The organism is Paraburkholderia sp. Clong3 (genome assembly GCF_050436485.1).
GTDB lineage: Bacteria > Pseudomonadota > Gammaproteobacteria > Burkholderiales > Burkholderiaceae > Paraburkholderia > Paraburkholderia tuberum.
In genome coordinates this window covers 710,985-733,124 of the sequence record NZ_JBNDMH010000001.1, presented here as the reverse complement: position 1 = coordinate 733,124, position 22,140 = coordinate 710,985, and the positions used below count along the sequence as shown (strand labels likewise).

The following is a 22,140-nucleotide window of genomic DNA, read 5'->3' as shown; positions in this document are numbered from 1 at the left end:
CGGATCCGCGGTGGCGTTGGATTCGAACATACTATCTCCTCAGTTCGGAAACTCGTGGGAAACGATGCCGGCGTAGGCACCCTGCGCTTGCAAAACAGATTTTGGTGTGGAAGTGAATCGTTTAGTGAAGCTAATTTCATTGATTCACTGACGAGTCACGACGAGCGTAACATCTCACTCAAAGACCGAATGTTAGCAATAGCGCATAAAGTCGCCATCGTACAGTTCGATCGCGACACGTCGCCTTCATCAGGTGCACCAACAGTTCTTCTGACAATCAAATACGCAGAATTCGAATCATGGCTTCGTTCTTTGATTGGTCTTATCGCCATGTATCACTCGTAAATATCATGACAAAGCGTTCAGGTCAGACGCATACTTTTATCAGACGTGTAACCGTTCTTTCGAAAGCTCGTGATTTCGAATTTGTCTAAAGAGAGACGACAGTTTTCATCTTTAGGAAAAAGAAAATTTGATGAAGGAACAACTTGTGTAATGACTGAGCGCGGCAAGGTCTTCTATGCGATGACTCGCGCTGCACATCGAAGTCGCAAGTATCCCGGCTCGGCACTACGAATCGATGTGCGTTCCCGTACATGATGGGACGATTCGCTCATTGCGGAGTTCGACGCGAAGACTTCGTGATATGCCGACAAGCGTGGCGCAACCGGCGTCGGAAATCTGATAGTGAGGCATTGCGTCACACAACAGACTTCAGCTGGGACTGATGCCGAACAAGGGGGCGCATCCTTAGGAAGATTGAGTCGCTCTGTTCTGAAGTGTAGTGTCTGTGCGGGACTCTGACGTCGACACGGTATTCGACGCGCGTGTTCGACATATCCGTGCCGTCAATGCGGTCGCTTCAACAATTGATGTTCATCGGCACACTTAACTCTGACGTTTTCGGACCAATTCCAGGCGACAGCATTTATAGTTGAGAAATGAAACTCACACTTTTCTTATTATTCGTTGTCTTAACACTTTTGTGTGGGCAGCCGATGTCGGCCTTCGCGAAGAACGGTCGCGCCAAGACAACGAACGCGACTACCGCCACTGCTCAGCAACTCGCGGCGCTGCAGCCCCCGCCCACCGGAAGCGGAAACGACCGTTTTGCAATGGACGTGAACTGCAATCTCTGGAGTGCGGATCAGACGGCGCTGAACGAATGCTCAAAGGACCTCGATCTGATTGCCGGATTGGGCGTCGGTACGGTTCGCCTCGGCGTTTCGTGGGACTTCATGACGCTGGCCGACGGCAGCACGCTGGACCCCAACAAAGTGGCCTTTCTGAAGTCGCTTCTGAACGCCGCACGCACGCGCGGCATGAAGATTCTTTTCCAGGTGGGCATGTACGCGCCGTCTAGCGCATACCAATGCCCGGCCACCAAAAATCCGCCGACCGCATCGTCACCGCGACTCGACTTCTGCGACGCGACGTTCACGAAGTATCTCGGCTCGCTCATGGACGTCGTTCTGCCCTTTACGGCTGACATCGAACTGTTCAATGAGACCAACTGGTCGTTCTCCGCTTCGGACCCGTCTTACGGCGATCCGAACGGTATCTCCGGATACATTCTGAATCGCAGCAAGACGCTCTATTCGGAAGCCCGGCAGATCCTGAACACGAAAAGCCAGTCGGGCTACAAAACGGTTCTGCACACTCAGGGCATCTCGTACTTCTACAACTCGGCGTACCCGAATAACGGCTGGAAACCGCCCGCGGGCAGCGAGCTGATCCAGGCGACCGACTACATCAAGGCAATGGGTAACAACACCAAGAGTGCTTCCAGCCCGTTGAACGTCGAGATCGACGTCGTCGACGTTCATCCGTACTTCAGCAGCGCCGACTACCAAACGCTGATGCAGTCGTTCAAGACGACCGTTTCGAATCTGGTCGCTAGCGGTCCCAAGCCGATCTGGATCACGGAAACCAACAACGGGACGACCCGTACGGACGCCGGACAACTCGCGGCATTCAATCAGTTGAAGGTGCTGATGGACAACGGTTCGGTGGCAAAGGCGTTCTGGTATGTCGTGCGTAACGGCGATCCGAGCAATGGCGAAGGCGACGGCTATTCGATCTACGATTACAACCGTAACCTGATTTGTCCGCAGCTTGCTGCCGCTATTCGGGCCTACACCGCGAGCATCCCGCGAGCGCAGCGATTCCTATCGGGTCCCTACCTGACCCCGCTCCAGTGAAGGCGTCTAATTGCAATCGATGACATGAACGCGAACGCCGACTCCGCCGTTTGCGTCATTTTGCTATTCTGCCCTGCTCCAACGTGCTTGATGGTGTTGCAAAGAGGAAGCAGCGGACATCCGCAATGACGGATGAATCATAAGAGGGCGATGAGACTAATTCTCCTCCTTTGATCCTCTCGCGCGCGCAACGCAAAGCGCACACGCGAAGACCCCAATCGCCACGCCGATCAGCAGACAGGCGGCATGCGTCAAGAAAGTTACCATCTTCCACTCCCTTTACGACCACATCGAATTTTTGAGAAGTTGAACAGCACGATGTCATCGGTGGCGTAGCTATGGCTTGAGATCTTCCCTAGCGGCACCGGACAGTGTGATGAAGGCGATCCAAAGTCCGGCAGAGATTGACAAGGGCGCAATGTCCCGCTTGCGGATGGATGCCGACCTAATAATCGAACTCACTATACCACGGGTTTAGCCACGCTTTCGGCGCCAAACTTCAGAATGGCAAGCGCATTGTATCGCCGGCGGCGCGCGGGTTCAGAAGAACGTGACGTACGAAAATAGCCGACGCGGTAGGCGACCGCGAAGCTGCCGGCGTCGCGATGGACGAATATCATCAGCATCAAAATGGCAGACGCCGGCCGGCACAAACAGAGAGGTCGGAAAGATCCCGCCATAGATGAAGACGCCGGTGCCCGCGCGCTCAGCTTTCAAAAAGCGCCATCAGGCAGATGAAGTGCCCGGCGAACGCAGTGATCGATAAGAAACGGACCGTGGCGATCTTCGTGTACTCCCTTTCGCTGGTCAGCGCTTCACCCAGCGTCTGTTGCAGAAACACGCCGAATGCGAGGGCGATCACCGGAATCGAATCGGAGGGGCCGGAAATGATCGTGGCCACCAAGCGCGGGCCGATCGGTATGGCGACGGCGCTGGAACTCGTCATTGCACGCACGGCCTGGGCCTTGTCCGCCGCCATGCACGCAACCTCCAGACGCAAGCCGATTAACGAGCGGATAAAAAGTACCCGAGAGCCATCGGCCCGCAGAACTTCCCGATCAATAGAATCGAAACGAAATTGAGCGCCTGACTCAGTACAACTCCAGCGACACTGACAAATGAGTCTTTGATATCCGCCAATCATCCAAGCCGAAAGTCGGCTGATTCTTCATCGTCATTCGTGACGACGGCCCTCGCGCCGTGAAGGCTAGCCTTGCTTTGTCTCTCCACTGGCCGGCAGTGCATCGAGATAGGAAGCACTGCGATAGAGGTCTGCGCGCGCACCCAGACTATAGCGATAGACATCCGTATCGATCCCGTTGAAGATCACACCCTTCACCCGGGCATTCGCCTGCTTGAGCTGCGCGGTCGCCTCCACCACCTGCGCAATGGAAGTGGTCTCGAAGCGGGTCACCAGCAACACGGTGCCGCAGCTATCCGCAAGCGCGGTCGCGTCGGATACGGCGAGCACCGGCGGCGTGTCGATCAGCACGACGTCGTATTCGCTCGTCTTCGCGAGGAATTGCTGCATGCGTTCGCTCACCAGAAGCTCGGCCGGGTTCTCCGGTATCGCTCCGCGCGCAACGAAGTCGAGGCCCGGACGCACGTCACGCGTGATCACCGGGTCGGACGTCACGTCCGACGACAGATAGTCAGCCAGGCCGGGGGTCGAGTCGAGACCAAAGTATTGCTCGAGATGACCTTTGCGCAGGTCCGCGTCGATCAGCAACACCCGCTTGCCGGCCGCCGATACGACCGCCGCCAGATTCGCCGAAAGGAACGACTTGCCCACCTGTTCCGTCGGCCCCGTCAGCAGCACGCGATTGTCGCCCGATTCCGATTCCAGCATGGCAAAATGAAGCGCGGTTCTGAGTCGGCGCAGGCTTTCAATCGACGGGTCGCGCGGAAACTCGCTCGCCAGCAGGAACTTCTCGCCGGCGGGCAGCTTCGGCGTCTTGCCGATTCGCGCGACTTTCGCCTGCGACAGCGGCACGCTCGCATAGACGTTCAGGCCCGTTTGCTCCTCGATCTCCTGCGCGTCGGTCACGCCCCGATACAGCGCCGTACGCCCGAACGCAGCACCCACGCCCAGAATCAGGCCGCCCAACGCAGCATAGACAATCACCAGAAGCTTGTTCGGCTTGATCGGCTCTTTCGGCACCACCGGGTTATCGATCAACCGCACCGTTCCAACCTTGCCGGCGCGAACCAGTCTGAGCTGTTGCATGTTGTTCAGCATGCCGACGTAAAGCTCGTTGTTCACGTTCATGTCACGGGTCAGGCGCACCGCATTCTGCTCCAGGTCCGGCAACGCCTGTTCCTGCTGCGACAAGCTTCCGATCCTGCTGCTCAGCATGCCGATCTGCTGATCGATCGCCTGGATCGCGGGGTGACCCGGCGCGTAGATCGCGCCCATCTCCGCGCGCTTCTGCTTCAGTTCGAGCAGGCTGCGCTGCGCGGCTACGCTTTGATCCAGATAGGCCTTGCCCTGCTCACTCAGATTGAACACGCCCATGCGGTTGCGCATGTCGTTATAGCGTCCCTCGGCGCGCTCCAGGTCGCTCTTGAGTTGCGGCAGCTGCTCGCTCAGGAACGCAAGCGACTTCTCGGCTTCCGCCGCCTTGCGCTTCAGATTCTGGTCAACATACGCATTGCCGATTTCGGCGAGCGTGCTGGCCGTCAGCAGCCGCTCAGAGCCCATCAGCGACGCGCCGATGATGCCGCTGTCTTTACCCTTCTGCGACACGGTCAGCCGGTTTTGCAGGCTTTCCACCGTCTTTTCGCGCGACTGTCTCTCCAGAATGAATTGCGTGCCCGGCTTTGCGTTCAGCGAATCGACCTGCAGCGTGATCGCGCCATCGGCCAGTTTCGTGTCGAGCTTTTCGCCCACGCGACCCTCGATCGGCTCGCTGAGATCCGACTGCTCCAGCCGGTAGCGTTCGCCCTCCAGAACCGTCAGAACGAACTTCTCGCCTTCGAATGCTTCCGGGACGTCGAAGCTGGACACCTTGATCGCTTCATCGCCCCATGCATATCCGCCAAATCCAAAGATACCTGGCTCGGAAAGACTCCGGGCTTGCAGGCCCAACCAGTCTCCGATCAATGGAAAGCGCCTGGGCTTTGCGCTGACGTCGAGGTGCAGATCGTCGACCGCTTTTCCGACCACCATTCTCGACTGCAGGATTTCCATTTCAGCCGTCGCCTCTGTTTTGACGTCGAACATGCTGGAGACGTCGCCCAGCGGGCTTTTTGAATTGCTGGTCGGAATGCTGTCTTCCACCTGCACGAGAATATCGGCCTGGTACACCGACGGCGCGATAAACGCGTAGGCCACGCCCACGGCGAGCACGCCGCCGGCGATTCCACCGACCAGCCAACGGTTGGCCATTAGAACGTCGAAATAACGCGAAAGACTTACATCGTTATTCCGGAGCACGGCAGCATTCGTAAGCAGAGAGTTCTGATTCATCGAAACCCCAGGGCGGGTGTACGAAAAGGGTGGAAGCTCGATTTAATGTGCAGGCGATGCGGCGTTGCCAGATCTCGCTTTTTGTCACGGGACAGCTGAAATCGGACGCACAGGCCGAGTACGTCAGTCCTGCTCGCAAGCGTGCTCGAAATGAATCGTCTTATGGTCTAAAAGAGACTTCCGCCAGATCTGGCGCAGACTTCTAATTTTTCCGCATCCTATGTATTGCGCCAGCAAACAGAAATCGAGTTATTCATAGCAGAAGTCATCGCAGCCTATCTGACGGCTTGCCGCACCTCCGTACGCTGCCGCACATTCGCATTTTTCGCACCAACGGGGTCGTGCGCAATTGCGATGTCACTATTTCGATCATTTCGAACAAGCGCCCGTATAGCGTGAAAACACCGACAAAAGCTGATGGAGCAAATGGCGCCGAATTCGCGCAACCGCACGCAAAGGTGCTAGCGCTTCGTCACGAAATGCCAGAGCGCCGCACACTCTGTCTCGGATATCCGGTAGTGAGGCATGGCTTTGCGCAACATTACGTTGACCGGGTCGATGCCTTCCCTCAGCGCCCTGCAGAACGTTGCCTGATCGTAACTGCTCGCCGGACCGTCCCTTCGACTCTTCGCAGGAAACAGGTTGCCGGCGGTCAAGGGTGGTGCGAATGCGTCGCCCGAGCCGGTTTGCGAATGGCAGTTCGCACAACGGGTGGTCGAGCCGGGCAACAGACGATCGTCGTCGCGCAATTGCGCCTCAACCGAATGCTGCCCGTTGAAGATCGAACACCCGAGATCGTTCGACTCACAAGGCGGCGCGCCATGCGCGACATACGTGATGTTCGCCAGCGCCAGCGCCAGCGCACGCGCCGCGGTTCGCCGTGACCGTAACGCCATCACTGGATCTGCACCGTGCGCGAAACGCTCGGCACGCCCTTCGCGTTCAGGCCAAACAGCATGTAGTAGCCAGGCACGACGACACCCGGATCGGAAGGAATATTGATCAGATATTCGCCCGCCGTTCCTACCGTGAAAGTCACGGGTACCCGCCGCTGCTCGTTGTTGACCGCGTGGGTCGACGAAGACATGCGCATCAACGCAAAGGCCGTGATGCCACTGCTGCCCGTTACGGCGATCGATGTCCCGAGCTGTGCCGTAGTGGGCGCGGCTGTGAGGCTCGGTCGTGTTGCCGCCGAGCCGTCCGCGTTGAGCAGGTACGGCGGCGTCAGTATTTCGAGGTTCGTATGGTTTGTCGAGCAGCTTCCGCACAGTCCACCGCCACCACTCAGTACGCGACCGTCCGACAACAGCAGTGCGATGCTGTGATAGTTACGCGGCACGGCTTGCGGCGGGAGCACCGAGAAAGTCTTGGTGGTAGGGTCCCACAACTCTGGCGCCAGCACGGCGGTGTCGTCCGAAAACGTTACCGGGTACGCCTCTCCACCCAGGACTACCACCTGACCGTTCGGCAAGACCACGCTGGTGTTGAAGGCGCGGCGGTAATTCATCGGCGTAAGCGTTTGCGTCACCGCGGTGCCGCTGCTGATGTCGATTAGCGTGGCGTCCGCAGTCGCGTTGGCATACTCGTAGCTCGGCGCACCGCCTACAGCCAGGATCTTGCCGATATCGTACATAACGGCGTTGCCGTTCATCGCATCGGCATCGCTGCCCCGGTTGCCGGCAGGCGTCACGCTGCCCGCGCCGGCGGTATCGAACCAGTGCATGGCAACGCTCGGACCGGCGTGGAAGACTCGCCCATTTGCCACCGCAAACAGCCATGCATGATTGTCGGAGCGGAAAATGCCAGCCGCGTCATTCGTGAGGATGTAGTCGGCGAGAATGGCGCTATTGAGCTGCCAACCCGTACTCGGTGACCAGGTTTCGCCGGTCTTGCCGCCCTCGCCTCCGTTCCACGAGCCGCCCACCAGGAATACGTTGCCATTGCTCAACGTTACGCTGCCGTGGTAGGCGCGCGGAATATTCATTAGAGGACCCGACGTCCATTTTCCAGTCGAAGGCGTGTAGAAACTCGTCGCGTCGCTGCTCGAGCCACCAGTGACGTAAATACGGCCATCCGGAAGATTGACGATGCCCGGGCAGAACATATCGTGGCCGGTATTCGTCACGAGAACCTGTTTGCTCGTGCCTGTAGTCGGGTTAAAGATTGCGGTGTATGTGTTGCCGGGGGTGACTTCGCCAGCCGTAAAGTCCAGCTTCTGGTCGGCGGACCACACTACCACGGTGCCATCGGGCAGATTCGCCGCGGCTGCCGGCACGATCGACAGGTTATAGGGTGTAGTCCACTTTGCCGGCAATGTTTTCGCGGTCATGCCGCTGATCTGCCACGTCTGCAGAGCGGTTCCGCTGCAAGGCTGCTGCGTGATCTGCGAGCCCTTCGCCGTGAGGCTGGCAACAGCCAGACACAGGTGACTCTGCGACGCGACGATTGCAAAGCCGCCACCTTGCGGGATCAGCTGAAAGCTTTGATTCGCCTGGCCATTGCAGGTCCACTGGTCCGCCCCAGCGCCGGCGTCCGTGCTGACACCGTAGATGTCGAGGCAAAGGTTGCTGTTGACGTTGACGAACTGATAAAGCCCGTTGTTCTGCGTCAGTGTCCAGTGCTGGTTATTCCCGCCATTGCACGTCCACTCGATAACCGAGGCGCCAGGCGTCTTCGATTCGGCGTTCACATCGGCGCACAAGGTCGTGCCGTTGACGGTGAGCGTGCTCGATGTCTGCGCGTCGGCAGTTGTGGAGAACATCGAAAGCGCCGCCATGAATGTGATTGGCAGCAACGCTTTCACGCACCTGTCGAACAATTGCAAGAGGATTCCAAACGATCGGTTTTGTGACATAGCCTCAGTCCAATAGGTTACACACGCCCTAATGCGCCCAGTACATCGCAAACTTGATCCGCGCGAGGCAGGTCATCACTTCGCCAGCGCAACATTGCGTTCGCGTCGAAGCAGTAGATTTGGGTCGAGTGATCGGCAATGTTGCCGAGTGGCAGGGTGCTGCCCGAAAGCGCTTTGCGCATCCGGTCGACGTCCTGCAACGTCGGCGTGGCCGCCCGCCATTCGGGTCCGGCCTGGAAGCGCATGAGCCATGCGTGCAGCGCGGGCGGCGAGTCGGAAAGCGGATCGATTCCGATCGACACCAACTGAACGGGGTAGCGGTGCTGCAACTGCGATATCCGTTGCTGAACGGTGCTGAACAGCGCACCCTGCAAAGGACAAACTGAAGTGCATCCTGTGTAAATCGTCTGCAACGCAGTCACTTTCTGACGCAACAGATCGGTTAGCAACCGTTTCTGGCCGCTTTGATCGACCAGCCAGAAGTCGTCGAGACGAATGGGCGGCGTGACGAGTCCTACGCTTGCGTGCTGCGCGTATAGCGGAAAAGAAACGCCTGCTAACGCCGCGGCCGATACGCCACGCAGCAGCGCGCGGCGCCTCGGACTTCGGACCGGCGCGCACGCACGCAATGCCGCGCGAGTCGGCGCGTGTTGATGGAACATGACTATGATCTCCCGCAACGTGTAATGGCTCGCAGAACCATTTGTCGCCATCTTTTATTGCGTGTTACCCGCGCGATAATGCGCACGAGTCGCGCGACGGCTACGTTCGCTTTCTAATTGCGAATCAACGGCATTCGGGAGCGTAGCAGAGAACCTTCCGGAAAATGACAGCGTCAGGCCCCCGACTTGCTCCGCTTTGTGAGGTCGGCCACATAACAATGAAACTTCAAAAACTGGGTGTTTTAGAAAGCCCGAGCAAAACCCTATGCCGTCCTGAGATTCGTCGTGAGGCGGCGGAAATGGCGAAGTCGCGAAAATGGATTGCGCGCTCAAACGTGGCGGCAAGACGCGTCAGGCAGGCGGACCAGGTCGGCCTGGCCGAAGAGACTCGGCTGACCGTTACCGAACTGCCAAGCCCTGCTCCTACAACGAAGGGGTTGCCCAACAAGGTCTCAGCATCGGCACGATGGCAAGTCCGCGATGGCGAATAGCAAGCAGCGCCGGTGTTCCGGCGGCTTCGAGTTTCGCCGCGACCACGGCGAGCCATTGCGCGTGTTTCGCTGGCGATGATATGCAGGTTCCGCGCCCCTGGCTCCCGGCTGTCTCCTTGTTCCAAAGCCCAAAGTCAAACCGTGGCAAAATTCGCATTCCGCGATTTATTTGGTGCGAGCGGTGCGGCGCATATAAATGCCTCGGCAACATTATTTTTCTTTCTAAAACCATACCGAAACATTTAATTGTCATTTAATTAGGTCCCGAGCCATCCGATAAGAACCATACATTGACGGAAATTAAAGCACCCCGACTGTCTAAAAGCGACAAGTAACAATTTTGTAACGGGTTTTTTGTTGTTTTGTGAATCTCGAACTCGGGCGTGAGAACGCGTCTGGATAAGCGTGGGAAGGGAGGAGGGACACGTTACCGATAGGATCACATAGCACAAATTTCGTTGTTACGCTTAGTTACGTCCGATGGGGAAAGAATTGTTCCAATTCTGTATCATTCGTATTCATCAGATCACTCAGGGAAAACCTTGTCGATTTTAATTCAATTGGAAAAACTTCGCAATTTGCGACGAATTACCGAATCTTCCGATTGAAAATGATGAAAGCGGGTTTTCAGTAGGATGAAATCTGAAGATTAAAACGTGATTAATGCCCCACGCGAGTGCGGCAGCGGGCGGCTCTTGACAAAAGCCGATCATTATTCAGTTGTACTTCGTGTTGTTGCGTATTTTTTCGTGGCGACGTCCTTCTCACGCGAACGTTGTTCGTTTTAGCGGCCAGGTTCCATCGGCCTTGATAGACAGATGTCCTTCTCCAGCAGACTCTCTCCAAGACTGAAACCGTCATTTCGTCGGCTTCCCCAGATCGCAAAAACTGCTTCGGCGCTTGCATTTATCGCAGGCGTACTAAGCCTTGCAGGTTGTGGCGGTGAAACAAGCGATGATGGCAGCACCGCGTCCGTGACCGCCAACTCCCTGCCTGCCGACACAGTCGCGAACGCCGCTACAGATCCATACAGCAACGGCGTAGTGCCCCCCGACAATGGCTCTCCGCCGGTTCAGGCGAACGGTCAGCCTTATAACCGCGCCCTGGTGCAACGGGCGGGACAAGGCGATTGAACCGTTTCGCGACGATCGATACGAAACCCGCATATCCCGTGCAAGAGCATTTTCAATCGTGATGTCAGCGACCGTTGACTCACGCGTTTGACGTGTTTGCGTTACGTATGCCATCGCTTCAGGCACTGATGGTCATCGGCAAACGTAATTCCAACGTTCTCGGCCCATCCCCGGTCAGTAGCAATTTATAGCTAAGCCATGAAACTCAGACTCTACTCACTATTCGCCGTTTTAGCCCTGTTGTGCGGGCAATCGATGCCAGCGTTCTCCCAGACGAGTTCGACCGCCGCCACCGCCCAGCAACTCGCGGCGCTGCAGCCCCCGCCCACCGGAAGCGGAAACGACCGTTTTGCAATGGACGTGAACTGCAATCTCTGGAGTGCGGATCAGACGGCGCTGAACGAATGCTCAAAGGACCTCGATCTGATTGCCGGATTGGGCGTCGGTACGGTTCGCCTCGGCGTTTCGTGGGACTTCATGACGCTGGCCGACGGCAGCACGCTGGACCCCAACAAAGTGGCCTTTCTGAAGTCGCTTCTGAACGCCGCGCGCACGCGCGGCATGAAGATTCTTTTCCAGGTGGGCATGTACGCGCCGTCTAGCGCATACCAATGCCCGGCCACCAAAAATCCGCCGACCGCATCGTCACCGCGACTCGACTTCTGCGACGCGACGTTCACGAAGTATCTCGGCTCGCTCATGGACGTCGTTCTGCCCTTTACGGCTGACATCGAACTGTTCAATGAGACCAACTGGTCGTTCTCCGCTTCGGACCCGTCTTACGGCGATCCGAACGGTATCTCCGGATACATTCTGAATCGCAGCAAGACGCTCTATTCGGAAGCCCGGCAGATCCTGAACACGAAAAGCCAGTCGGGCTACAAAACGGTTCTGCACACTCAGGGCATCTCGTACTTCTACAACTCGGCGTACCCGAATAACGGCTGGAAACCGCCCGCGGGCAGCGAGCTGATCCAGGCGACCGACTACATCAAGGCAATGGGTAACAACACCAAGAGTGCTTCCAGCCCGTTGAACACCACGATCGATGTCGTCGACGTTCACCCCTACTTCGGCAGCGCCGAATACGACATGATGGTGCAGGCATTCATGACCACGGTGTCGAACCTCGTCAGCAGTGGCGCGAAGCCGATCTGGCTGACCGAGACCAACAATGGCACCAACGGTACGGACGCCGGACAAACGGCCGCATTCAACCAGTTGAAGGTTCTGATGAACAACGGTTCGGTGGCAAAGGCGTTCTGGTATGTCGTGCGTAACGGCGATCCGAGCAATGGCGAAGGCGACGGCTATTCGATCTACGACTACAACCGTAACCTGATTCGTCCGCAGCTTGCCGCCGCGATTCAGGCCTACACGGCGACCATTCCGCGTTCGCAACGCTTCCTGTCCGGCTCTTACCTGACTGCGATCAAGTAAGCCTGCCTGCTGTAACCCATGAATGAACGGAGCGCCGACTATGGCGCTCCTTCGTTTTTCCGTTTTGGCCGGGTTGACAGGACCGCATCCAGTTTGAGCGCGCAGCGAAATTCCCGAGGCCGAGCTTCGCGAGGATGAACTGGCACTGTGCCAATGCGTTGCGTCAAACTCGTCGCTGCCGTAATCGAAGGAGCAGACACGGCAAACAACGCCGCGCCACCCGAGAGTCGAGAAACGCCCGATCCAGATACGCCGTGCGTCCGGTCGCGCACGCCAGCCGGCATATTCGCCCGACAGCGGACGAGTCCGCTCAGCGGCGCGTCTTTCTGCTTTTCTTCGGCTTCGGTGAGGTGAGTGCGGCGCTCCAGAATGCGGAGGTCGCGCGTTTGGCTGCCGCTGTCGTTCTTACCCGCGCTGAGTTGGCGACGGTATTGGCGCCGCTTAACCACATGCTCAGGAACGGGTTCTTCTTCGTCCACGGATTCTTCATGTCGGCCTCGATTGAATGGACGTCGAGCGGGCGCGCTACCGATAGGTCGACGCGCTCGTTCTGCGCGTCGGTGTCGCGGCGAAAGCGGGCACGCAATGGCTATTCCCGAACATTCGTAGCCTCTTCGCGCCATCTACCGCATCGCTCGCCCAGCAGGACGTTGCGGTAAGAAAATCACGCAGAGCGCCATGAACGAACACAGAATCACCGACGCATAGAGTCGGCTGATCTCGAGCCCACCTTGGGAAATGGGTTTGTCGAGCAGGTCCCCCAAGGTCGCGCCGAGCGGACGCGTCAGGATGAACGCCGCCCAGAATATAGCGGTCCGTGACAGCCGCGACCAGTAATAAAGCGCACCGACGATCAGCAGCCCCCCACCGAAGATCAAAGCGCCGTACTCATAGCCAAGCCCCAGACCGCCTCGGTCCGATCCCGCCACCCAATCGCCCAAGGCCGTACCCAGTGTCTGCGAAAAGAGGATCGTCACCCAATAGAACCACTCGGCTTTGGGCGTGGTTACGCTCTGCACCGCCACCGTACCTTCCGATTTGTACCAGACGCCCACGCTCGCAAGCAGAAGCGCGAAGACGATGACTACACCGCCCGGATAGCCGACTCCCACCGAACGATCGAAGAAGTCGGCCAGCGTGGTACCGAGCGTGGTCGTTGCAACGATGGTCGCCCAATAGAGCGAGGCATTGAACCGCTCCGCCCTGATCTGCCCTGCGACCAGCCCAATAAAAATAACCGCAAAAATCGCGGTGCCGATCAGATAACCCAATTTGAGCGACATGGTCACCCAATCGCCGCCCGTTTCGCCAAGCGTCGTGGCGGCGATTTTGATGATCCAGAAGCCCAGCGTGATCTGCGGGACTTTACTGACTGCATGCGCGCGAGTTTGCGACGGGTTGCTATTCATGTGACGTGCTCACTATTCTCATGGCTTGAACATAGGCTCAACCATCGCAGAGCAACCCTTAACAGCACCTTAAGCATCCCGCCGAATCACGCGGTCAGATTTTCCTGCGCCAATAACGGGGCGGTAACGCCGAGTCCCTTCAACGCAGTTCCAGCCACATCGGCTGATGATCGGACGAGCGGCTGTGCTGATCGACATCGCACGATGCAATGCGTGCGCTCAGGTCTTCCGTGACGAAAACGAAATCGCACGCGAATGCTCCGTCGGGCCATTGCTCGCGATCGTATAGGCCGACCGTCGCGGCACGCGGCTCGCCGGGGTGCGCGCGGGCCCACGCATCGACGAACGCCGGAGCGTCGGTGATCGGTTCGAGCATTCGGCAAAAGGCGGTGTCTTCGAGTGCGCTGTTGAAGTCTCCGCAGACAATCGCGCTGACCGGGCGCGCCGTATCGGCAAACGGACTGTCCGGCTTCTCGCCACGCGCGGGAGCGCGCGCGTGAGCGCACGCCTCCTGATGCAACTCGCGCAGTCTCGCCACTTGTGCGAGCCGCTGTTTCTCCGAATAGAACTCGAGGTGCGTGGTGATGACACGAAGCGGACCGACGTCGGCTTCGAGCACCGCTTCGAGCGCGACGCGCAGCATCGACGGCTTGGCGGGGTCCGCGGGCCACGGCAGAGAATGGCGCAGCACCTGACGAACCGGCAAACGGGTCACGATGGCATTACCGAACTGCCGCCGATGACGGCTCGCGCCCAACGAGGGCAGATCGGAGCCGATCGCATCGAGCACGGTCATCTCCGGCAGCAGAGCGGCAAGTTCGGCGAACTGATCGGACGATGGCGCGCCTTTCAGCCCGCCGGCCGCCGGTTCTTCGTTGAAGCCGCGCGTGACTTCCTGCAGACACAGGACGTCGAAGTCGCACAACGCGCGTGCTTCCCGCACGATCCGTCCGAGGTCGACGCGGCCGTCGACGCCGCATCCCCACTGAATGTTCCAGTCGACCAGTTTCATGACGGCCTCCTTGAAAGATCCGGCTACAGTGTATCGCCGCATCCTGCGCGGTGACTCAGCGCTGGACAGGACGGGCGCATTTCAATCACACGCCTCCCCTTGTTATGAGCGTCCACAGGGTCACTGAAAGTTAGCGATGAAATTTCGCGGTAAAAATTGTCAGTGAAAGTAAGCGCCAAAAAATGCCGTGCATGCGATGAATTATGCTGACCCTCATCCGCGACCGGCTCAATTTCTTTAGAAAACAATGAATAGCTTCGATTTGTCCATCGAAACATATCTGTCCAACATACACTTCGGCCATTTCGCGACTCTATCCATCCAGGCCATCGACAACCTGTACACCTTCAAAGGCCTCGTACTCATTCCCGTGCTGTGGTGGATGTGGTTTCAGCAAGACGAGTGCCGCGAATGGCGGCGAGAAATGGTTCTCGCGACGCTTGTCAGCGGCATCGTGGCGCTCGTCGTCGGAAGACTGCTGACTCACTGGTTGCCATTCAGGGTGCGCCCCGTCTACGACACCGAACTGCATCTGCGCTTTGCCAGCGGCGAAATCAAGGACGCAGTGCTGACCAACTGGAGTTCCTTCCCGAGCGATCACGCGATGCTATGGATGGCGGTCGCCACCGGCATCTTCCTGATGTCGCGGCGCGTCGGCGTGCTGGCGCTTCTCTATACTGCGCTGTTCATTTGCCTTCCGCGCGCCTATCTCGGCTTTCACTATCCGACCGATTTGCTGGTGGGCGCCGCGGTGGGAATCGTGATTACATCGGTGATGACGCGGGATGCGATCCGCGTACGCTACGCGACGCCGGTGCTGCGATGGACCGAACGCCACCCGGCGCCCGCAGCGACGCTGGCCTTTATTCTGTGCCTCCAGCTCGTCACGCAGTTCGACGAATTGCGCAAGCTGGCGAGTGGCGTAATGAAACACCTATGATGGCGGCGATGGTTGCTCCAGGTTTGTTCTCGTGCGACGGCGGCTGACAGCGAAAGCTACGCGGACACCTGAACGTAACGCGCTTCGTTCAGATCCGCGAGAAGCGTCGGACCTGTCGGTCGCCAGCCCAAACGCGCCTGCGTCTGCGCGCTCGATGCCGGCATATCGAGCGCGGCGAACATCGCCATCCATCCGAAGTACGCCTGCGCCTCGTCGCGCGCGATCGAGACGACCGGCAACTTCAGGCCGTGTCCGAGCGCCTCGGCGATCTCGCGGGCGCTAACACCTTCTTCGCCGACCGCGTGATAGCGCGCACCGCGTTCGCCCTTCTCGATCGCGAGCCGGTACAGCCGCACGACATCCGACAGATGCCCCGCCGGCCAGCGGTTGCGTCCCTCCTCCACATATGCGCACACGCCTTTGTCCCGCGCGATCTGGATGAGCGGCGTGATGAGGCCTTGCCGGTACGGGTTATGCACTTGCGGCAAGCGCATCACCGACACGTTGACGCCCGCCTCCAGCTGCACGTTGCCGGCCAGCTCCGAGCCGATGCGCGGGTTCGGGTGACTGGTGTTGAACACGTCTTCGGTGGCCGGCTGCCCGTTATCGCGGCTGCCGACGCCCGTGCCCGACGTGATCAGAAGCGGCCGATCCGAGCCGGCCAGCGCCGTGCCCAGTGCAGCGATAGCACGCTTGTCCTTCTCGCAGTTCTCCACGAAGTGCGAGAAATCGTGGTCGAAAGCAAGGTGAACGACGGCGTCCGCCTTCGCGGCGCCGCTGCGCAAGCTGTCGGTGTCTTCTAGCGTGCCGCGATGGACCTCCGCACCAGCTGCGCTGAGAGCCTGCGCGCCCTGATCGGACCGGGTCATGCCGATGACCTGATGCCCGGCGTGGATAAGTTCGGGCACCAAAGCCGAGCCGATAAACCCGGTTGCGCCCGTCAGAAAGATTCGCATGGTCAAGTCTCCAGAATAGCCGCCGACGCACTATGCGATCATTCACTATGCTATTGAAGTAGTGAGCTTATCCCGGTAAAGCGACTAACAGGTTAATCATCCCAGTGAACACCGCCCAAACCCTCGGGGACTTTCTGCGCAGCCGCCGCACGCGGCTCGAGCCGGCCAGCTTCGGCTTCTCGGGCCGCAGGCGCACGCCCGGATTGCGCCGGGAAGAAGTGGCGCAGCGCGCGAATATCAGCTCGACGTGGTACACGTGGCTCGAGCAGGGCCGCGGCGGCGCGCCATCCGTCGCGGTGCTCGAGCGGATCTGCGCGGCGCTGATGCTGACGAATACCGAGCGCGAACATCTTTTCATGCTGGGTCTCGGACGCCCCCCGGAAGTGCGCTACCGGTCCACCGACGCAGTGGACCCGCGCTTGCAGCGCGTGCTCGATTCACTCGATGCCAGCCCGTCGATCATCAAGACCGCGACGTGGGACGTCGTCGCGTGGAATCGCGCCGCAGCCGTGGTGCTGACCGACTACAGCGCGCTGCCGCCGGGCCAGCGCAACATCCTGCGCTTCCTGTTCGGCGATCCGGCCGTCCGGGCAAAACAGCACGACTGGGAGAGTGTCGCGCGCTTCGTCGTGGGGACGTTCCGAGCGGACGTTGCTCGCGCGAGGCTCGCTTCCGAGGTGGGCGATCTGGTCGACGATCTGTGTCGCGCGAGCCCGGACTTCGAACGCATGTGGCGCGAAAACCAGGTATTCGGCCACAGCGAAGGACAGCACGTTAAGCGCCTGCTGCATCCTGCGTTCGGGACCATCGAAATGGAGTATTCGCTGTTCGCCGTCGATGGTCGGCCAGACCTGAGCATGCTCGTGTACACGCCGCTCGACGCGCGAATCGCGGCGCGCATCCGCAGTACCGTTTCATCGATGGATGAGAGTGCCAGCGCCGCGCCTTTGACCGCTGCGTGATCGGCTTTGACGCTCGAGCGCGAGCGCGGCCGCCGGATCGCACTCGGGCGACTCCGCAATTGCTCGTGGAACGACTACCGAACTGCATCGTTCGGCCCATTAATTGGCCGCACGGCATCGCACACGATGACCGCCTCGCTGGCGGCAAGCAAATTGGCGCCCTGCACGAAGGTTTCGCCGATGCGCGTACTCACCGTCGATAGCAACACCATGCCCGGGCGCGACTGCACGGTGGCATCTTCGACCCCCATGTTCAGCGCGATGAAAAGGCGTTGATTGCCGTATCGCCGCTCATAGGTCAGCACGTCGCCGTCAGCAACGACGTTCTCGATCGTGCCCCGCACGAGCGCGGCGTTGCTGCGGCGCAGGCTCAGCAGGCGCCGATAGAGCGACAACACGCTCGACATGTCGCCGTCCTGTTCGCGCACGCTCGTCGCCGTCGCTATCGGCAACCACGGTTTGCCGTCCGTAAAGCCCGCATTCGCCAGCGAGCCATCCCATTGCATAGGCGTGCGCTCGGGATCGCGCCCTTGGCAAATGCCCGGTTGCCGGAGTTCCGCCGGGTCCTGGATCTCATCTGACGCGATATAGCCATCCGTCATGCCGATCTCATCGCCGTAGTAGAGCGTCGGCGTCCCTCGGAGCGTCAACAGCAGCACAGCGGCCACCCGCGCCTGCGCCGCGCCGACGCGCGATGCAACGCGCGGATTGTCGTGGTTTCCCAGCACCCAGTTCGGCCACCCGTATTCGGGCAACGCGATGTCGTAATCCCGGATCATGCGGGCGATGTTCTGCGCGTCCCATCTCGCGTTGAGCAGCTGGAAATTGAACGGCATGTGCACACCTTCGCCGTTCACGCCGTAATACTTCACCAGTTGCGGGACAGTCAGATAGATTTCGCCGATCAGCACGCGCTCGCCGTACTCGTCCAGGGTGGCTCGCATCGAGCGGACGATTTCATGCACTTCCGGCTGATCCTCCGTGTAACTTTGCAAGAACCGATGATGTTCCGGCTCGCCGGGCCGATAGCCGGGATTGGGCGGATTGTCGCGAAACTGCGCGTCCTTGATCAACAGCCACAGCACGTCCACGCGGAAGCCGTCCACCCCGCGTTCCAGCCAGAATCGCAGCACTTGATCCATCGCGCGGCGTACTTGCGGGTTTCTCCAGTTCAGATCAGGCTGCTCCCGCAGAAACGCGTGATAGTAGTACTGTCCCGTCACCTCGTCCCACTCCCACGCCGAGCCTCCCATGCGGCTCAACCAGTTGTTCGGCGGGCCGCCATCAGGCGCGGGATCGCGCCACAGATACCAGTCGCGTCTCGGATCGTCCCGTGACGAGCGGCTTTCCTCGAACCACGGATGCCGGCTCGACGAATGATTCGGCACGAAATCGAGCAGCACCTTGAGCCCAAGCCGATGTGCGTGGCCCATCAATTGCTGGAACCCGTCCAGAGTGCCGAATATCGGATCGATGTTGCAGTAGTCCGCGACGTCATAGCCAAAGTCGGCCATGGGCGACGGGTAGATGGGGGAGATCCACACCGCATCGACGCCTAGCGCCGCGACATATTCAAGCCGCGCGCTGATGCCGGGTAGATCGCCGATGCCATCGCCGTTACTGTCCTGAAACGAGCGCGGATAGATCTGATAGATCACGCCGCGTTGCCACCACGCAAGCTCCGACATTGCAATTCCTCTTGGCGATCGATCGTTTTGGCGCTACGCGCGGAACCTATGCTCAATGACCTCTGGTACAAGAACGCGATCATTTATTGCCTCTCGGTAGGCACCTTCATGGATGCGAATGGCGACGGCGTCGGCGACTTCCAGGGCCTGATGCGCAGGCTCGATTACCTGCAAGGGCTTGGCATGACGACGATCTGGCTGATGCCCTTCCACCCTTCGCCCGGACGCGATAACGGTTACGACGTTTGCGACTATTACAACGTCGACCCGAAGTACGGCACGCTCGGCGATTTCGCCGAGCTTACGCATGCGTGCGCCGAGCGGGGCTTGCGCGTCATCATCGATCTGGTGGTCAATCACACGTCCGATCAGCATCCGTGGTTCCTGGAAGCACGCAGCAATCCCGCTTCGAAGTATCGCGACTGGTATGTCTGGTCGGACGACAAACCGCCCGATGCGCAACGTGGCGTCGCGTTTCCGGGCGTGCAGAAGTCGACCTGGAGTTTCGACAAGCGGGCGAGACGCTGGTACTTTCATCGTTTCTATGATTTTCAACCGGACCTGAATACATCGAATCCGCATGTGCAGGCGGAATTGCTGAAGATCATGGGCTTCTGGATCCAGCTGGGGGTTTCCGGATTCCGCATGGACGCGGTGCCCTTCGTCATCGCGACGAAGGGCCCGAAGGTGCGCCGCCCCGTCGAGCAATATGACATGTTGCGAACGTTTCGCGAGTTTCTGCAGTGGCGCGAGGGCGATGCGATCATTCTGGCCGAAGCCAACGTGCCGCCCAAAACCGACCTCCACTACTTCGGCGACGAGGGCGAGCGCCTGCCGATGATGTTCAACTTCCGGGTCAATCAAAACACGTTCTACACGCTCGCGACGGGCAACACGAAGCCGTTGAAGGACGCGCTCCTTGCGACGAAGCCACGGCCGCCGAGCGCGCAATGGGGGGTGTTTCTGCGCAATCACGACGAACTCGATCTGGGCCGGCTGACGCCCGCTCAGCGCGCGGCAGTGTTCGCCGCGTTCGCTCCGGACCCCGACATGCAGCTGTATGGGCGCGGCATCCGCCGCAGACTTGCGCCAATGCTGTCGGGCGACAGACGCCGCCTTGAACTTGCCTACAGCCTCATGTTGAGTTTGCCCGGCACGCCCGTGTTCCGGTACGGCGATGAAATCGGCATGGGCGACGACCTGCGCCTGCCCGAGCGCCAATGTGCGCGCACGCCGATGCAATGGTCGGGCGAGCCGCAAGGCGGCTTTACCAGTCATTCAAACCCGCCCGTCCCGACGATCTGCAGCGGGGCTTATGGCTTCGAGCGGGTCAACGTGGCGAAGCAGCGACGCGATCCCGATTCGTTTCTCAACTGGACGGAGCGGATGATTCGCATGCGCAAGGAAGTGCCGGAAATCAGCTGGGGGGACTTCGAAGTGCTGCCTACCTCGCGAATCAATGTGCTCGCGCTCAGTTATCAGTGGCGTAACAACTCCGTGCTGTTTCTGCATAATTTCCGCGCCGAAGCGTGTACCGTCGAATTCCGCCTAAGCTCCGACGAACCGGGTAGACAGTCGCTGATCAATCTTCTGTCCGACGACCACAGCGAGTCCGACGATGGCGGCCGCCACGCGGTGGTGCTCGAGCCGTTCGGCTACCGATGGTATCGGGTGGGCGGCCTCGGCTATCTGCTCAGGCGGACCGAGGTCTAGCTGACGAGTCGCGATCGTGCCTTCGGTCGGACCGGGTATCGGGTATCGCGGGGCGACACGGTTAAACTGATACGATCGCGTGCTTCTGGTCGTTCGCGGACTCACGCGACTTGTCGACTCACGCGAATGTTCCGCCTGCTCGACTCATCGGATACGCAATCGAATGAAGGGATGTCATGGCAAAGGATGAAATAGTCTGGGGAATTTTGGGCGCCGCAAAGATCAACGACAAGGTGGTCGTGCCCATGCACAACGCGCCGAAGTGTCGGGTGAAAGGCATCGCGTCACGCTCTCCGGAGAAGGCGCGGGAAGCCGCGGCCAGGTATGGTCTGGCTGTCGCATACGATAGTTACGAGGCGCTCCTCGCGGACCCGGAAATCGACGCGGTCTATATTCCATTACCCAATCATCTCCACGTGGAATGGACGATCAAATCGGTCGAGGCGGGCAAGCACGTCCTGTGTGAGAAGCCGATCAGCCTGGACGCTCAACAGGTTGAACGGCTGATCGCCGCGCGCGACAAGAACGGCCGATACATCCAGGAAGCGTTCATGGTTCGCACGCATCCGCAATGGTTGAAGGTGCGGACCTTGATCGACGAAGGCGCGATCGGCGAATTGCGGGCAGTGACCGGCGGTTTCACCTATCACAACACGAACGAACACAATATCCGCAACAAGAGCGAGCTAGGCGGCGGCGGTCTGCTCGATATTGGTTGTTATCCGATCACGACGTCGCGCTTCACTATCGGGCGTGAGCCACGGCGCGTAGTTGCACTGGTGGAGCAGGATCCCACCTTCAAAGTGGACCGGCTCGGCTCCGTGCTGATGGACTTCGATGGCGTGCAGGCGAGTTTCTTTTACTCGACTCAGACCTATCCGTACCAGCGGATGCAATTTCACGGTACCAAGGGGCGAATCGAAGTCGAAATTCCATTCAATGCACCAAACGATCGACCGACGCGCCTGCTAATCAGTGAGCACAATAGCGACGGTGTCGCGACTGATCGCTGGCTGGAGCTTGCGGTGTGCGATCAATATGGCGTAGCCGCCGCCACGTTCGCGGAGGCGATCCTGAGTGGGGGCTCGCAGGCTATTCCGCTAGAAGATGCGCGCGCGAATATGCGGGTGATCGATGCCGTGTTCCGCTCGGCTCAATCGGGCGCGTGGGAGAGCATCGCCCAAGGTTGACGTGCAACGCTTGCACTTGC

The 22,140-nt window shown here is 59.3% G+C and carries 16 protein-coding genes; 6 read left to right on the top strand and 10 right to left on the bottom strand.

Annotated features, from left to right (window positions below):
- Positions 1 to 941: 941 nt before the first annotated feature.
- A complete protein-coding gene (locus tag OKW30_RS03485) occupies positions 942 to 2,201 on the top strand; it encodes a glycosyl hydrolase (protein ID WP_429345968.1) in 1,260 nt (419 codons plus the stop codon).
- Between the two features lie 706 nt (positions 2,202 to 2,907).
- Here OKW30_RS03485 and OKW30_RS03480 read toward each other — a convergent pair.
- The 5 genes from OKW30_RS03480 to OKW30_RS03460 form a co-directional block, all read right to left on the bottom strand.
- Positions 2,908 to 3,180, bottom strand: coding sequence for a hypothetical protein (locus OKW30_RS03480; protein WP_429345967.1), 273 nt, complete (start codon positions 3,178 to 3,180; stop codon positions 2,908 to 2,910).
- A gap of 228 nt (positions 3,181 to 3,408) precedes the next feature.
- On the bottom strand, positions 3,409 to 5,670 hold the full coding sequence (locus OKW30_RS03475) for a polysaccharide biosynthesis tyrosine autokinase (protein ID WP_429345966.1): 2,262 nt from the start codon (positions 5,668 to 5,670) through the stop codon (positions 3,409 to 3,411).
- 461 nt (positions 5,671 to 6,131) lie between these two features.
- A complete protein-coding gene (locus OKW30_RS03470; protein ID WP_184074558.1) occupies positions 6,132 to 6,566 on the bottom strand; it encodes a hypothetical protein in 435 nt (144 codons plus the stop codon).
- A complete protein-coding gene (locus OKW30_RS03465; RefSeq protein WP_429346100.1) occupies positions 6,566 to 8,524 on the bottom strand; it encodes an RICIN domain-containing protein in 1,959 nt (652 codons plus the stop codon). The genes OKW30_RS03470 and OKW30_RS03465 overlap by 1 nt, the downstream gene beginning before the upstream one ends.
- A gap of 17 nt (positions 8,525 to 8,541) precedes the next feature.
- On the bottom strand, positions 8,542 to 9,186 hold the full coding sequence (locus OKW30_RS03460) for an SCO family protein (RefSeq protein ID WP_429345965.1): 645 nt from the start codon (positions 9,184 to 9,186) through the stop codon (positions 8,542 to 8,544).
- 1,879 nt (positions 9,187 to 11,065) lie between these two features.
- On the opposite strand from OKW30_RS03460, the gene OKW30_RS03455 reads away from it, so the two are divergent.
- The gene (locus OKW30_RS03455; protein ID WP_429345964.1) at positions 11,066 to 12,250 is read left to right on the top strand and encodes a glycosyl hydrolase; all 1,185 of its coding nucleotides are present in this window, start codon (positions 11,066 to 11,068) and stop codon (positions 12,248 to 12,250) included.
- 310 nt (positions 12,251 to 12,560) lie between these two features.
- Here OKW30_RS03455 and OKW30_RS03450 read toward each other — a convergent pair whose 3' ends face one another.
- The 3 genes from OKW30_RS03450 to OKW30_RS03440 all read right to left on the bottom strand — a co-directional run bounded on the left by OKW30_RS03450 (position 12,561) and on the right by OKW30_RS03440 (position 14,671).
- Positions 12,561 to 12,740 carry a hypothetical protein gene (locus OKW30_RS03450; protein ID WP_262421625.1) on the bottom strand — a complete coding sequence of 60 codons (180 nt, stop codon included), beginning with the start codon at positions 12,738 to 12,740 and terminating at the stop codon, positions 12,561 to 12,563.
- A gap of 133 nt (positions 12,741 to 12,873) precedes the next feature.
- Complete coding sequence (locus OKW30_RS03445; protein ID WP_184068515.1) at positions 12,874 to 13,659, bottom strand: COG4705 family protein; 786 nt, start codon at positions 13,657 to 13,659, stop codon at positions 12,874 to 12,876.
- Between the two features lie 139 nt (positions 13,660 to 13,798).
- Positions 13,799 to 14,671, bottom strand: coding sequence for an endonuclease/exonuclease/phosphatase family protein (locus OKW30_RS03440; RefSeq protein WP_187630603.1), 873 nt, complete (start codon positions 14,669 to 14,671; stop codon positions 13,799 to 13,801).
- Between the two features lie 247 nt (positions 14,672 to 14,918).
- Between OKW30_RS03440 and OKW30_RS03435 the strand changes: the two genes are divergently transcribed.
- Positions 14,919 to 15,611 (top strand): phosphatase PAP2 family protein, encoded by a 693-nt coding sequence (locus OKW30_RS03435; RefSeq protein ID WP_429345963.1) that lies wholly within the window; start codon positions 14,919 to 14,921, stop codon positions 15,609 to 15,611.
- A 56-nt stretch (positions 15,612 to 15,667) separates the two neighbouring features.
- On the opposite strand, the gene OKW30_RS03430 is transcribed toward OKW30_RS03435, so the two are convergent.
- The gene (locus OKW30_RS03430; protein ID WP_429345962.1) at positions 15,668 to 16,567 is read right to left on the bottom strand and encodes an SDR family oxidoreductase; all 900 of its coding nucleotides are present in this window, start codon (positions 16,565 to 16,567) and stop codon (positions 15,668 to 15,670) included.
- A 104-nt stretch (positions 16,568 to 16,671) separates the two neighbouring features.
- On the opposite strand from OKW30_RS03430, the gene OKW30_RS03425 reads away from it, so the two are divergent.
- Positions 16,672 to 17,529 carry a helix-turn-helix transcriptional regulator gene (locus tag OKW30_RS03425; RefSeq protein ID WP_429345961.1) on the top strand — a complete coding sequence of 286 codons (858 nt, stop codon included), beginning with the start codon at positions 16,672 to 16,674 and terminating at the stop codon, positions 17,527 to 17,529.
- 74 nt (positions 17,530 to 17,603) lie between these two features.
- On the opposite strand, the gene OKW30_RS03420 is transcribed toward OKW30_RS03425, so the two are convergent.
- Complete coding sequence (locus OKW30_RS03420) at positions 17,604 to 19,217, bottom strand: alpha-amylase family glycosyl hydrolase (protein ID WP_429345960.1); 1,614 nt, start codon at positions 19,215 to 19,217, stop codon at positions 17,604 to 17,606.
- A gap of 48 nt (positions 19,218 to 19,265) precedes the next feature.
- Here OKW30_RS03420 and OKW30_RS03415 point away from each other — a divergent pair, with 48 nt between their 5' ends.
- Positions 19,266 to 20,930: an alpha-amylase family protein gene (locus tag OKW30_RS03415; protein WP_429345959.1), complete on the top strand. Its 1,665-nt coding sequence runs from the start codon at positions 19,266 to 19,268 to the stop codon at positions 20,928 to 20,930.
- 176 nt (positions 20,931 to 21,106) lie between these two features.
- Positions 21,107 to 22,120 carry a Gfo/Idh/MocA family protein gene (locus OKW30_RS03410; protein WP_184068495.1) on the top strand — a complete coding sequence of 338 codons (1,014 nt, stop codon included), beginning with the start codon at positions 21,107 to 21,109 and terminating at the stop codon, positions 22,118 to 22,120.
- Positions 22,121 to 22,140 lie beyond the last annotated feature (20 nt).